13 protein-coding genes are annotated in these 13,360 nt (G+C 70.3%); 5 read left to right on the top strand and 8 right to left on the bottom strand.

All coding sequences use genetic code 11. The features are described 5' to 3' along the window. Positions 1 to 32 precede the first annotated feature (32 nt). The 7 genes from ACFVWD_RS24740 to ACFVWD_RS24770 form a co-directional block, all read right to left on the bottom strand. On the bottom strand, positions 33 to 698 hold the full coding sequence (locus ACFVWD_RS24740; RefSeq protein ID WP_389599009.1) for an LAETG motif-containing sortase-dependent surface protein: 666 nt from the start codon (positions 696 to 698) through the stop codon (positions 33 to 35). 179 nt (positions 699 to 877) lie between these two features. After that, a complete protein-coding gene (locus tag ACFVWD_RS24745) occupies positions 878 to 1,993 on the bottom strand; it encodes an LOG family protein (RefSeq protein ID WP_389599010.1) in 1,116 nt (371 codons plus the stop codon). 95 nt (positions 1,994 to 2,088) lie between these two features. Next, a complete protein-coding gene (locus tag ACFVWD_RS24750) occupies positions 2,089 to 2,496 on the bottom strand; it encodes a VOC family protein (RefSeq protein WP_075031245.1) in 408 nt (135 codons plus the stop codon). Between the two features lie 217 nt (positions 2,497 to 2,713). Further along, positions 2,714 to 3,961, bottom strand: coding sequence for a hypothetical protein (locus tag ACFVWD_RS24755; protein ID WP_389599011.1), 1,248 nt, complete (start codon positions 3,959 to 3,961; stop codon positions 2,714 to 2,716). Next, entirely contained in the window at positions 3,943 to 4,680 is a 738-nt protein-coding gene (locus ACFVWD_RS24760; protein ID WP_389599012.1) for an ABC transporter ATP-binding protein, read from the bottom strand. Before ACFVWD_RS24760 ends, ACFVWD_RS24755 begins: the two co-directional genes overlap by 19 nt. A gap of 189 nt (positions 4,681 to 4,869) precedes the next feature. Beyond that, the gene (locus ACFVWD_RS24765) at positions 4,870 to 6,252 is read right to left on the bottom strand and encodes an aspartate aminotransferase family protein (protein ID WP_389599013.1); all 1,383 of its coding nucleotides are present in this window, start codon (positions 6,250 to 6,252) and stop codon (positions 4,870 to 4,872) included. Further along, positions 6,237 to 6,755 (bottom strand): Lrp/AsnC family transcriptional regulator, encoded by a 519-nt coding sequence (locus ACFVWD_RS24770; protein WP_054235338.1) that lies wholly within the window; start codon positions 6,753 to 6,755, stop codon positions 6,237 to 6,239. Before ACFVWD_RS24770 ends, ACFVWD_RS24765 begins: the two co-directional genes overlap by 16 nt. A 165-nt stretch (positions 6,756 to 6,920) precedes the next feature. Here ACFVWD_RS24770 and ACFVWD_RS24775 point away from each other — a divergent pair, with 165 nt between their 5' ends. Both ACFVWD_RS24775 and ACFVWD_RS24780 read left to right on the top strand, forming a co-directional pair. Then, positions 6,921 to 8,360, top strand: a complete 1,440-nt coding sequence (locus ACFVWD_RS24775) for a gamma-aminobutyraldehyde dehydrogenase (RefSeq protein ID WP_389599015.1) — start codon at positions 6,921 to 6,923, stop codon at positions 8,358 to 8,360. Positions 8,361 to 8,736: 376 nt separating this feature from the next. Continuing rightward, a complete protein-coding gene (locus tag ACFVWD_RS24780; protein WP_389599017.1) occupies positions 8,737 to 9,927 on the top strand; it encodes a spermidine/putrescine ABC transporter substrate-binding protein in 1,191 nt (396 codons plus the stop codon). Between the two features lie 117 nt (positions 9,928 to 10,044). Here the strand turns inward: ACFVWD_RS24780 and ACFVWD_RS24785 are convergent, their stop codons facing one another. Next, positions 10,045 to 10,929 carry a helix-turn-helix transcriptional regulator gene (locus ACFVWD_RS24785; RefSeq protein WP_389599018.1) on the bottom strand — a complete coding sequence of 295 codons (885 nt, stop codon included), beginning with the start codon at positions 10,927 to 10,929 and terminating at the stop codon, positions 10,045 to 10,047. A gap of 275 nt (positions 10,930 to 11,204) precedes the next feature. Here ACFVWD_RS24785 and ACFVWD_RS24790 point away from each other — a divergent pair, with 275 nt between their 5' ends. The 3 genes from ACFVWD_RS24790 (at position 11,205) to ACFVWD_RS24800 (ending at position 13,317) form a co-directional block, all read left to right on the top strand. Beyond that, complete coding sequence (locus ACFVWD_RS24790; protein ID WP_389599020.1) at positions 11,205 to 11,528, top strand: carboxymuconolactone decarboxylase family protein; 324 nt, start codon at positions 11,205 to 11,207, stop codon at positions 11,526 to 11,528. 78 nt (positions 11,529 to 11,606) lie between these two features. Next, positions 11,607 to 12,014, top strand: coding sequence for a cupin domain-containing protein (locus ACFVWD_RS24795; RefSeq protein ID WP_389599021.1), 408 nt, complete (start codon positions 11,607 to 11,609; stop codon positions 12,012 to 12,014). A gap of 286 nt (positions 12,015 to 12,300) precedes the next feature. Next, a complete protein-coding gene (locus ACFVWD_RS24800) occupies positions 12,301 to 13,317 on the top strand; it encodes a zinc-dependent alcohol dehydrogenase family protein (RefSeq protein ID WP_389599022.1) in 1,017 nt (338 codons plus the stop codon). Positions 13,318 to 13,360 lie beyond the last annotated feature (43 nt).

Genomic DNA, 13,360 nt, shown 5'->3' on the forward strand with positions numbered 1-13,360 from the left:
CACACGTTTCACGCGGACGTACGGTGTGCGGTTCAGCTCGACTTCGAGGCGCCGCGGCGACGCATGCCGAAGAACACCGCTCCGCCGCCGACCAGCACGAGGGCACCGGCGATACCGGCGATCATCGGCGTGTTGGAGTTCGCACCGGTCTCGGCGAGGTTGGAGCTACCGGCCGCGGGGGACGGGGCGTTGTCGCCCGGCGTCGCGGGCGCGGCGCTGCTCTCCGACTCCGACGGGTTCTCGGAAGGCGTCCCCGAGGAGGCGGGCGAGGAGGGGGTCTCGGAGGGCTTCGGGGTCTCCGAGGCCGACGGCGAGGGCGACTCGGTGGTCTTGCACGCGTCGGACGGTGTCGTCAGCTGCGGCGAGATGTCCTCGTTGACGATCTTCCCGGCCTCGATGCGCACGCGGTACGTGGCGTTGGGGGCCCAGTCCTCGGAGAAGGTGACGACGGCACCCTTCTTGGTGCCCTTGACCGTCTCGGAGCCCACCATGCGGGCGTCCGCTCCGTTGGACTCCAGGTACACGCTGACCGTGGCCTCGACGCCCGAGGCGTCGGTGTCGGTCACGGTGATGATGCCCTTCCCGTTGTCGTCGCAGGACGCGACGGCCGAGAAGTCACGGATGTTGCAAGCAAGGGCGTTGCCGGCGACGCCGAGCGCGAGCGCGGCCGTGGCGGAGGCAACACCGAGGATTCGCACGGAACGTGCGGTACGGCGAGATATGGACACGATTGCCCTTCACAGAATGCGCAACTGCGGGGGGTTTAAGGGGGGTTCTGCTGTGTCAACAGGGCCCCCTCGGGCCTCACAGGTTTATAAGTGCCACCTAAGGGCTGTCAATGCATATGCCCTGCCGTGCCGTCGGCTTTGCCTTGTCGTTAACCGCCGAGGCGTTTGAGCGCCTCCGGTGCCTCCTCGATCCGGTCCACCAGTGCGATCCGGGACTCCATGGACCGTTCGCGGGCAAGGGACTGGAGAAGGGGCCAAGTGGGGTGTTTTTCGGTCCAATGCGCACGGTTCACGAGAACCATGGGGGTGGGCTCACCGCGTGACTCGTAGTAGTTCGGGGTCGCGTTGTCGAAGATCTCCTGTACGGTCCCGGCGGCGCCCGGCAGGAAGACGACACCCGCGTTCGAGCGGGCCAACAGCCCGTCCTCCCGGGTCGCGTTGGCGAAGTACTTGGCGATGTGGGCGGCGAAGGCGTTCGGCGGTTCGTGGCCGTAGAACCAGGTCGGGATGCCGACGGAGGGGCCGCCGTCCGGCCAGCGCTCGCGCACGGCGAAGGCGGCGCGCGCCCAGTCGCCGATGGAGGGGGTGAACGAGGGTGCCTCGGCGAGGAACCGGAGCGCCTCGGTGAGCATCTCGTCGTCGAACGGGGCGGCGTACGCGCCGAGGTTCGCTGCCTCCATCGCGCCGGGGCCGCCGCCGGTGGCGACCGTGAGCCCGGCACGCGCCAGTTCGCGCCCCAGGCGTGCGGCGCCCTCGTAGGCCTCCGTGCCGCGTGCCATCGCGTGGCCGCCCATCACGCCCACGACTCGGGTGCCGACGAGGAGTTCGTCGAGCGCGTCCGACACCGAGTCGTCGTGGATCGCGCGCAGCATCGACGCGAAGATGTCGCCGTCGGCCTTGGTCTGCTGGAACCAGGCGTACGCGCGGGCGTCCGGGGTCACCCCGTAATCCGTGTCGAGCGACGCGAAGAGCTCGTCCGGGGAGTAGAGCGACCCGCGGTAGGGGTCGAAGGGCAGTCCGGGTATGGGCGGGAAGACGAGCGCGCCGGTGGCCCGTACCCGTGCCGCCGCCGTGGGGTCCATCGGGCAGCCGAGGAAGACGGCGCCCGCGGTGTCCACGGCTAGCAGAGCGTCCGTACGGTCCGTCAGATCCACCGCCTGGACGCGGAACCGGGCGAGCGAGCCGTGCTCCGAGACGACCTTGTCGAACTCGGCGAGAGACTCGATCTCGCGGTCATGGGCGGCGTGAAGGGGGGTTGGCTGCACGCGGCCATGCTAGGGGTGGGTCCTTCGGCTGCGGGCGGCGGTCTCCCCTCTTTGAGAGGGACACGCGCGTGAGTGTCCCCCCCCCGGAGGGGTGCTCAGCTCTGGACCGCGGCCGGGTCCATCCACATGACTTCCCAGGTGTGGCCGTCCAGGTCGTCGAAGGTGCGGCCGTACATGAAGCCGTGGTCCTGGGCCTCCCGGGTCCCCGAGCCGCCCGCCGCGAGGGCCTTGTCACAGAGCTCGTCGACCTTCTCGCGGCTCTCGGCGCTCAGACACAGCAGCACCTCGCTGGTCTTCGTCGGGTCCGCGATCTCCTTCTTCGTGAAGTCCGCGTAGCGCTGCTTGCTCAGCAGCATCGCGATGATCGTGTCGCTGATGACGACACAGGCGCAGTCGTCCGTCGTGAACTGCGGGTTGATCGTGTAGCCGAGCTCGGTGAAGAACTTCTTCGAGGTGTCGACGTCGTTCACGGCGAGGTTCACGAAGATCATCTGCTGGTACATGAGGGGTCTCTCCCGGTGAGGGTGAAGTGATGCGGTGCCGTTCGCAGAGGTAGACCGTCACTCCGCGCGGAACTCATCGCCCGGCGGGAAAGTAAGGGGAAAGAAGCGGGAGGGACCCGGGACGGAAGCGGGAGGGACCCGGGACGGAAGCGGTAGGGACCCTGGAGGGAAGCGGTAGGGACCCTGGAGGGAAGCGGGCGAGAAATAGTGCGCGTGCTCAGCGCACCAGCGGCACCGCCGCCAGTTCCGCGACCACCCAGGTCAGCGGGCCGAACGCGGCGAGCAGCGCGCCCGCGCGGAGCAGCGCGGCGCCCCGCAGCACCGTGGTCGGTGCCCCCATGCGCAGCAGCGCCGCCGTGGTGTCGGCGCGCGCGTGCTTGGCTTCGACCGCAGACGTCAGCAGGGTCGCGACGGTGCACCCGGCCACGAGCAGCGCTCCGAGCGTGCTGAGGGGACCGAACGAGGGGCGCGCCCCCGAGTACACCGTCGCCATGGCGTACGCGCCGGACGCGACCGCGCACACCACGCCGAGCGGGCGCCCGATGCGCCGGGCCTCCTCCTGCAGGACGCGCCCGGCGAGCAGCCGCAGCACGCCGGGGCGTACGGCCTGGAGCAGCCGCCCGCACAGGTGCGTGACCGCGGGGGCGGCCAGCATCAGCCCGAGCGCGGTCAGGGACCAGCCGCCGAACACCCGGGCGGGGCCGCCCGTGAAACGGCCAGGCAGCGCCAGGCCGGGTCCCGAACGGCTCGCGTACGCCTCCACGGCAAGGCCCGCCGCGATGACGGCGGTGCCCCAAGGCAGTCCCCCGGGGGTGGGCAGCGGAGGGGCGGGCTGCTGCGGATCCATCGGGCGCCCCGGCTGGTCGGCGTACGGGCCGGACTTGGCGCGTGTACGGGACGGCTCACGGGGGGAGTCCCCGTCGGCGCCCGGCCGTCGGGGACGGGTCGGCCGGGGACTCCGCGGTCGCAGCGCCACCGCGCTCGCCAGGGAGGCGGCCAGCGGGACCAGCAGCAGCAGGGTCACGGCCGCGGGCAGCGGCAGCGGGTGGTCGGAGGCGAGGAAGGCCGCCGCGTCGCCGTCGAAGGGCATGCCGGGGAGGTCGCCGCGCAGGTGCAGGAAGACGAGCAGCGCGAGCACCGAGCCGAGCGTGGTCGACAGGGCGGTGGTGACCGCCGAGATCGCCATCAGCTGGCCGGGGCCGAGCCCGATCGCCGAGAGCCCCGGGCGCGGCCGGGTCCCCGGGTCCGTACGGGCGACCGCGACCGCGAGGTGCACGGTGGCGGCGGCGGGCGCGAGGCACCACAGGAGCCGGAGCAGCGCGCCGGCCGAGGGGTCCGGGTGCGCCAGCGCGTACCCCAGCGTGCACAGCAGCAGAAAGCCGGTGCCCGCCGAGGCGGCGGCGACCAGGAGTCTGCGCAGCTGGACGAGGGAGTGGGCCCCGCGGGCTAGACGGAGAGCGAGCACGCGGCCCGGCCTTCCGTCTCGACGACCGGGGGCAGGTGGAGGGTGTTCACGCGCCGTCCGTCGAGCAGCGACACTGTGCGGTCGGCGAGGGCCGCGGTGTCCGCGTAGTGCGTGGCGAGGACGACCGTGATGCCGTGGGAGCGGGCCGCCGAGGTGAGGGTGCGCAGGACGTGGGCGCCGTCCTCGCGGTGCAGCGGGGCGGACGGTTCGTCGGCGAAGAGCACCTTGGGGGAGAGGGCGAGCGCCCGGGCGATGGCGACGCGCTGCCGCTCGGTCTGGAGCAGGGCGTGCGGGCGTTTGCGAGCGCAGTCGCGGATGTCGAGGCGTTCCAGCCATTCGAGGGCGGCGGTCTTGGCGGCCCGGCGGCCGCAGCCGCGCAGCATCAGGGGCAGCGCCGCGTTCTCCCAGGCGTTCAGTTCCGGTACGAGGACGGGCGTGGGGTCGATCCAGCCGAAGCGGTCGCGGCGCAGCCGTTCGCGGGTGAGGGGGTCCATGGTGTGCACCGGCGTGCTGTTGAACCAGACCTCGCCCCGCTGGGGCAGCAGCTGCCCCGACAGACACTGGAGCAGGGTCGTCTTGCCGCTGCCGCGCGGGCCGCCGACGGCGAGGATCTCGCCGTCGCGGATGCCGAGCGAGACACCGCTGAGTGCGGGCGAGCCGTTGTGCTTGACGTGCAGGGCGCGTGCCCAGAGCACGTCGTTGTCCGGCGGGGCCACCATCGCGTACACCTCGTTCAGATCAGATTTGCGCTGCCAATCCCCCGGACGGGGGAACGAAGGCAGGGCCGATCGGTCACTGGGCACGCTAGGGAGTCGGGGGCGGGAGGCCGGACAGCACGCGGCCCCGGGGCGCCCATTCTCACTCGAACGGGCGCCACCGGGGCCGTTGTTGATCATCCCGGAGGAAGATCAGAGCTTCGTCCACGCCTCCGTCAGCACCTGACGGACGATCCCCTCGATCTCGTCGAAGGTCGACTGGTCGGAGATCAGCGGCGGCGACAGCTGGATGACCGGGTCACCGCGGTCGTCGGCGCGGCAGTAGAGGCCGTACTCGAAGAGCTTCTTGGAGACGAAGCCGTAGAGCACGCGCTCCGACTCCTCGTCCGTGAAGGTCTCCTTGGTGGCCTTGTCCTTCACCAGCTCGATGCCGTAGAAGAAGCCGTTGCCGCGGACGTCGCCGACGATCGGCAGGTCGTGCAGCTTCTGCAGGGTCTGCAGGAAGTTGGCCTCGTTGTCGAGCACGTGCTGGTTGAGGCCCTCACGCTCGAAGATGTCGAGGTTGGTGAGCGCCACGGCCGCGGAGACCGGGTGGCCGCCGAAGGTGTAGCCGTGCAGGAAGGTGTTGTCGCCCTTGTAGAACGGCTCGGCGATCCGGTCCGAGACGATGGCGGCACCGATGGGGGAGTAGCCCGAGGTCATGCCCTTGGCGCAGGTGATGATGTCCGGGATGTAGTCGAACTTGTCACAGGCGAACATCGTGCCGAGGCGGCCGAAGGCGCAGATGACCTCGTCGGAGACGAGCAGCACGTCGTACTTGTCGCAGATCTCGCGCACGCGCTGGAAGTAGCCGGGCGGCGGCGGGAAGCAGCCGCCGGCGTTCTGCACCGGCTCCAGGAAGACCGCCGCGACGGTCTCCGGGCCCTCGAAGAGGATCTCCTGCTCGATCTGGTCGGCGGCCCAGCGGCCGAAGGCCTCCGGGTCGTCGCCGTGGATCGGGGCGCGGTAGATGTTCGTGTTCGGCACCTTGTGCGCGCCCGGGACGAGCGGCTCGAAGGGGGCCTTCAGAGCCGGCAGGCCCGTGATGGACAGGGCGCCCTGCGGGGTGCCGTGGTAGGCGACCGCACGCGAGATGACCTTGTACTTCGTGTAGTTGCCGGTGAGCTTGTGGTACTGCTTGGCGAGCTTCCACGCGGTCTCGACGGCCTCGCCGCCGCCCGTGGTGAAGAAGACCTTGTTCAGGTCGCCCGGAGCGTAGTGCGCGAGGCGCTCGGCGAGCTCGACGGCCTTGGGGTGGGCGTAGGACCACACCGGGAAGAAGGCCAGCTCCTGCGCCTGCTTGAACGCCGTCTCCGCCAGCTCGGTGCGGCCGTGGCCCGCCTGGACCACGAACAGGCCCGCGAGACCGTCGAGGTAGCGCTTGCCCTTGTCGTCGTAGATGTAGGTGCCCTCACCACGGACGATGGTGGGAACGGGCGCGTTCTCGTACGAGGACATGCGGGTGAAGTGCATCCACAAGTGGTCGTACGCGGTCTTGCTCAGGTCCTGTGTGCTCACGGCTATCGGGTTCCCCACATGTAGGTCTGCTTCTTGAGCTTCAGATAGACGAAGCTCTCGGTGGAGCGCACCCCGGGCAGGGCCCGGATGCGTTTGTTGATGACGTCCAGCAGGTGGTCGTCGTCCTCGCAGACGATCTCGGCGAGGATGTCGAACGAGCCCGCGGTCATCACCACGTACTCGACTTCCGACATGGCGGTCAGCGCGTCGGCCACCGGATCGAGGTCGCCCTCGACATTGACGCCGACCATCGCCTGCCTGCGGAAGCCCACGGTGAGCGGGTCCGTGACGGCGACGATCTGCATCACGCCCTGGTCGAGCAGCTTCTGGACGCGCTGGCGCACGGCCGCCTCGGACAGGCCGACGGCCTTGCCGATCGCGGCGTACGGACGGCGTCCGTCCTGCTGGAGCTGCTCGATGATGGCGAGGGATACGGAGTCCAGCTGGGGACTGCCGTTCCTGGACTCGCGGGTGGAGTCCCTGGGGTCTGCGCTTCGACTGGCCACGAGCTCACTGTGCACGACGTCTCGACGGTTCCGCAAGGCTGTAGCGATGAAATTCGTTGTTTACAAGGTCGTAGTTTGCGGATTTCGCAGTCAAGGGGTGACTGGGGGTGTTGAAAACGTGGGCTCACGGATTAGGGTGGGTGTCTCAGCGATTGGACACCTGAACTTGGAGGGCCGGCAGTGAGCACCGAGCTGCGTCGTCTGCGCAATTACATCGACGGTGAGTTCCGGGACGCCGCCGACGGGCGGACCACCGAGGTCGTCAATCCCGCGACCGGCGAGGCGTACGCGAGCGCGCCGCTGTCCGGTCAGGCCGACGTGGACGCCGCCATGGCGGCCGCCGCCGCGGCCTTCCCGGCCTGGCGCGACCAGACCCCGGCCGAGCGCCAGAAGGCCCTCCTGAAGATCGCGGACGCGTTCGAGGAGCGGGCCGAGGAACTGATCGCCGCCGAGGTCGAGAACACCGGCAAGCCGATCGGGCTGACCCGGTCCGAGGAAATCCCGCCCATGGTCGACCAGATCCGCTTCTTCGCGGGCGCGGCGCGGATGCTCGAGGGCCGCTCGGCAGGCGAGTACATGGAGGGGATGACCTCCATCATCCGCCGCGAGCCGATCGGTGTCTGCGCGCAGGTCGCGCCGTGGAACTACCCGATGATGATGGCGGTGTGGAAGTTCGCCCCGGCGCTCGCGGCGGGTAACACGGTCGTCCTGAAGCCCTCGGACACCACCCCCGCCTCCACCGTCCTGATCGCCGACATCATCGGCGGCATCCTGCCCAGGGGCGTCTTCAACGTCATCTGCGGTGACCGCGAGACCGGCCGTGCGATGGTCGAGCACCCGACCCCGGCGATGGCCTCCATCACCGGCTCCGTACGCGCGGGCATGTCCGTCGCCGAGTCGGCGTCCAAGGACCTCAAGCGGGTCCACCTGGAGCTGGGCGGCAAGGCCCCGGTCGTGGTCTTCGAGGACACCGACATCGCCAAGGCCGTCGAGGACATCTCGGTCGCGGGCTTCTTCAACGCGGGCCAGGACTGTACGGCCGCCACCCGCGTCCTCGTCCAGGAGTCCATCCACGACGAGTTCGTCGCCGCGCTCGCCAAGGCCGCCGCCGAGACGAAGACCGGTCAGCCGGACGACGAGGACGTGCTCTACGGCCCGCTCAACAACCCGAACCAGCTCAAGCAGGTCGCCGGGTTCATCGAGCGGCTGCCCGCGCACGCCAAGGTCGAGGCGGGCGGCCAGCAGGTCGGCGACAAGGGCTACTTCTACGCCGCGACCGTCGTCTCCGGCCTCAAGCAGGACGACGAGATCATCCAGAACGAGGTCTTCGGGCCGGTCATCACCGTCCAGTCCTTCACGGACGAGGCCCAGGCCATCGAGTGGGCCAACGGCGTCGACTACGCCCTCGCCTCCTCGGTCTGGACGAAGGACCACGGCCGCGCGATGCGGCTGTCGAAGTCCCTCGACTTCGGCTGCGTGTGGATCAACACCCACATCCCGCTGGTCGCCGAGATGCCGCACGGCGGCTTCAAGAAGTCCGGCTACGGCAAGGACCTGTCGGCGTACGGCTTCGACGACTACACGCGGATCAAGCACGTGATGACGTCGCTGGACGCGTAGTTCGTACGGTGTGAACCGCGCGGCCCCGGACGGGAGTTGATCCCGTCCGGGGCCGCGGTGTTCCCCCCTCGCGGTGGTCGGGCGTGCCGGCCGCCGCTGGTCGTGAGAGACGGGAGGCCCGGGTCACCGGGGGTTCCGGGCTCGATACGCAGGGACTTGCCCGGGCCCGTGCCCGCTCCCTTGCCGGGTTCGGGCAGCGGCGGCAGGCCGGAGGGCGCCGACTCCGTACGAGGTGGCCGTGCGAGGCAGCCTTACGAGGTGACCGCACGAGGTAACCGCCCGGAAACCAGGCGATTGACAGGGTGTCGGGTCGGCGCGCGACCGCTCGACGCAGCGTCCATTGTTCGTGCGGAGTCGCAGCAGGCATGCTGCCGGGGTGCCAGAGATTCGGAAGACCTCGCCCCGCTCCCGCCGGTCCCTGCTGCGCGCCCTGGGCGGGGGTGCGGCGCTCGGGGCCCTCGCGGGCTGCGGGGTGCCCGCCGCGTACGTGTCACCCGGTGACCGCGCCGGAGCCGACCTCTCAGCCCGCGACAAGCGGCTGACCTGGGCGAACTGGCCGCTCTACATAGACACCGACGACAAGGACCACACAAAGCGGCCCACGCTGGACGCCTTCCGCAAGCGCACCGGGATCTCCGTCGACTACATCGAGGAGATCAACGACAACGACGAGTTCTTCGGCAAGATCAGCCCGTCCCTGATGAACCACCAGCAGACCGGCCGCGACCTGATCGTCATCAGCGACTGGATGTGCGCGCGCTTCGTCCGGCTCGGCTGGGTGCAGGAGATGGACCGCGCCAGGCAGCCGAACGTAGCCAAGTACCTCGACCCGCTGCTGAGCCGGCCCGCGTTCGACCCCGGCCGCAAGTCCACCGTGCCGTGGCAGTCCGGTATCACCGGCATCGCGTACAACCGCCGCAAGCTCGGCCGCGAGATCAACCACGTCTCGGACCTGTGGGCCTCCGACCTCAAGGGCAGGGTCACCCTGCTCTCCGGCCTCGACGAGGCGTTCGCGCTGCTCATGCAGGGCAACGGCGTCGACATCACCCGGTGGAAGGCCGACGACTTCCACAAGATCTGCGACCAGGTCGAGAAGTATGTGCACAGCGGCCAGATCCGCCGCTTCACGGGCAACGACTACACCAAGGACCTGGTGAGCGGTGACGTACTGGCCTGTCAGGCGTACTCGGGCGACGTGATCCAACTCCAGGCGGACAACCCGGACATCCGCTTCGTCGTCCCCGAGGAGGGCGCCGAGCTGTGGTCCGACTCGCTGATGATCCCCAACCTGGCCCGCCACAAGGCCAACGCCGAGAAGCTCGTCGATTACTACTACGAGCCCGAGGTCGCCGCCGAACTGGCGTCCTGGGTCAACTACGTCTGCCCGGTCCCGGCCGCCCAGCACGTCCTCGCCTCCTCCAAGGACGAGGACACCGCGGCCCTCGCCGAGAACCCGCTGATCTTCCCGAACGCCACCATGCGGAAGCGGCTGGCGATCGCGCGCGACATCACGTCCACGGAACGCACGGAGTTCGCCAAGCGCTGGAACACGATCGCGGGACTCTGACGGCCCCGCGACGGACGACGCTTCGATCCGGAGCCGTGCCTGGTGGAACGCCATGCGCGCCGACAGGCCGTTCACCTCGTCCGAGGTGGCGTCACGCAGCTCCGCTGTGCGCTCTGCTCACCGGCTGGTGGTTGCGGTGTCCGGCTGGTCGTCGTAGTCGAGGGTGGCGGCCCAGCTGGCGAGGAGTTTGAGGCTGTCGTGGGACGGCGTGCCGGGCTCGGCGCTGAGGGCGGTGAGGGTGAGGCCGGGGTCGGTCGGGATGGGCATGGCCTCGAAGGGGAGGGAGAGTTCGCCGACCGCGGGGTGGTGGAAGTGCTTGACGCCGGTCTGGTGCAGTCGCACGTCGTGGGCGGCCCACAGGGTGCGGAACTTCTCGCTGCGGGTGGAGAGTTCACCGACGAGGTCGGTCAGGTCCCGGTTGTACGGGTCGCGTCCCGCCTCGGTGCGCAGCAGCGCCACCGCTCCGGCCGCCTGGGCCTCCAGCTGGGGCAGGAAGTCGGCCGCGCCGGGGTTGAGGAACTCGTACCGGGCGAGGTTCACGGGCCGGGCCGGGTCGGCGAACACCGGGTCGTACAGTGCGCGGCCCAGCCGGTTGGTGGCCAGGATGTCCAGGCGGCCGTTGCGGATGAAGGCGGGTGCCTCGGTCATCGCGTCGAGCAGGTGCTGCAGGGTGGGCCGGATCGGCTGCGGGGCCCGGCGGCGGGGTGCGCGGCGGGTGGTGTTGGCGGTGCGGGCCAGGTCGTCGAGGTGGGCGCGCTCGGCTTCGTCGAGCTGGAGGGCGCGGGCGAGGGAGTCGAGGACGGTCTCGGAGACGCCGGAGAGGTTGCCGCGCTCCAGGCGGGCGTAGTACTCGGCGCTGACGCCGGCGAGCAGCGCGACTTCTTCCCTGCGCAGCCCCTTGACGCGCCGGTTGCCGCTGTAGGCGGGCAGCCCCGCCTGCTGGGGCGTGATCTTGGCGCGACGGCTGGTCAGGAACTCGCGTACCTCGCTTCGGTTGTCCATGGCTTCGAGGCTACGGCGGCTTCCTCGGCGGTGTCTGCGGCGGTGGGGTGTACTGCCAGTACACGTATCAACGAGTTCTTCCACGCGCGCGTGACCTGCGGTTCCATCGGTTGTGGCGCGATCGGCGCCAGGCCGACCGGCCCGGTCGGCCGGAGCGTCGTCCGGGTGGCGGCGGCCGTGGCCTGCGGGCGGAATGAAACCCCGGCGCGGTGTCGCCCACCCGTCTGACGGCGGGCCGATCAGCGCCGTCGCGCAACGTGGAAAGGACACGAACGATGACGGAGAAGACCTCACCGGGCCCGCGGGAGCTGTTCGGGGACGTCGCTCCCGCGCTGGCCGCCTACAGCGAGGACGTGCTGTTCGGGCAGGCGTGGAAGAGCCCGGAGCTGTCGCCGAGGGACCGCAGCCTGGTGACCGTGGCCAGCCTCATCACCAGCGGCAGCAGCGAGCAGCTCACCTTCCACCTCCCCTTGGCCAAGCGGAACGGCGTGACCGAGGCGGAACTCATCGAGACGATCACCCACATGGCGTTCTACGCCGGATGGCCCAAGGCGATGTCCGCCCTGACGGTGGCCCGGGAGCAGTTCCGCTCGGCCTGACCCCGTCCCACCAGCGGGACCTCGTTCTCGTCACCCCCTCACGGCCGCCCTGCGGCGGCCGACGCAAGGAGTACCACCATGGAGATCCTCAAGCAGCCGACGACCATGAAGCTGCCCGCCCAGATGGTCACCGGCGACGCCTGGGCGGACGTGATCCACCGGGGCGAGGAGCCCTCCCGGGCGCGGGCCAACATGGTCCGCTTCGCCCCCGGTGCCCGCACCGCCTGGCACAGTCACGGCCTCGGCCAGACCCTGCGCGTCGTGTCCGGAGTCGCCCTGATCGGCACCCGGGACGGCGTGATCATCGAGGCCCACCCGGGCGACACCATCGGTTGCCCGCCCGGCGAGGAGCACTGGCACGGCGCGACCCCGGACCACTTCATGGAGCACATCGCGCTGTGGGAGGGCGACGAGGTCAACTGGCTGGAGCACGTCACCGGCGCCGAGTACGACGGCCCGCGCACCAGCACCCGTACCTCGCACTGACCACAGCCGACAGGAGCGCAGGCGTCAGCAGCGACCGGGGACGGCACACCCCACACGGTGGCGGTGATCACGCTCGCGGGAGATCGCCGAGCGGAACCGCCACCTGGCTCCTCGACATCGCCGTGGCAGCCGAACCGATGCTGACGCCGCCGACCGGATGACCTCGACACGCCGCCGCCCGCAGAGCCGGGCGAGCGGTACGGAACGGCCGACTCCTTCCCCCTCGCACGGCCCCGGCAGCTGACGCCCCACCCCGTTCGACCTTCCCCTCACTCTGGAATGAGTCATGCGCGCAACCGTGATCCACGCCCCCGGTGACATCCGGGTGGAGAACCTCCCCGACCCGAAGATCCTCGCCCCCGCCGACGCGGTGATCCGGACGGTCGCCGCCTGTGTGTGCGGCTCCGACCTGTGGGACTACCGCGGCATCAACGAGGTCGCCCAGCCCACACCGATCGGACACGAGTACGTCGGCGTGGTCGAGGAGACCGGCTCGGAGGTGCGGGACATCAAGCCGGGGCAGTTCGTCATCGGCTCCTTCTTCGCCTCCGACAACACCTGCCCCGTGTGCCGCGCCGGCTACCAGTCCTCGTGCCCGCACAAGGAGTTCGTGGGCGGCTGCCAGGCCGAGTACATCCGTATCCCGCTCGCCGACGGCACCCTGGTCGCCCTCGACGGACAGCCCGACGACACGTTCGTCCCGAGCCTGCTCACCCTTTCCGACGTCATGGGCACCGGCTGGTACGCGGCCGCCGCCGCCGAGGTGAAGCCGGGCTCCACGGTGGTCGTGGTCGGCGACGGCGCCGTCGGCCTGTCCGGTGTCCTCGCCGCCAGGGAACTCGGCGCGGAGCGGATCATCGCCATGAGCCGCCACGCCTCCCGGCAGCGACTGGCGGCCGAGTTCGGCGCCACCGACATCGTCGCCGAGCGCGGTGACGAGGGCGTCGCCCGTATCAAGGAGCTCACCGGCGGCATCGGCGCCGACTGCGTCCTGGAGTGCGTCGGCACGCAGGAGTCGATGCGGCAGGCCGTTCAGTCCACCCGCCCCGGCGGCAACGTCGGCTTCGTCGGCGTCCCGCACGACGTGGCCATCGACGGCCAGGAACTGTTCTTCTCCCACGTCGGCCTGCGCGGCGGCCCCGCCCCGGTACGCCGCTTCCTGCCCGACCTGATCAACCGTGTCCTGTCCGGCCGTATCGACCCGGGCAAGGTCTTCGACCTGGTCCTGCCGCTGGACGAGGCCGCCGAGGGCTACCGGGCCATGGACGAGCGCCGCGCCATCAAGACGCTGCTGCGCCCCTGACACGCCGGCAGGCCGTTCGCCGTCCCCGCCCACCGCAGCGGCG

The sequence above is a fragment of the Streptomyces sp. NPDC058086 genome (assembly GCF_042885015.1).
In the GTDB taxonomy this organism is placed as follows: Bacteria; Actinomycetota; Actinomycetes; order Streptomycetales; family Streptomycetaceae; genus Streptomyces.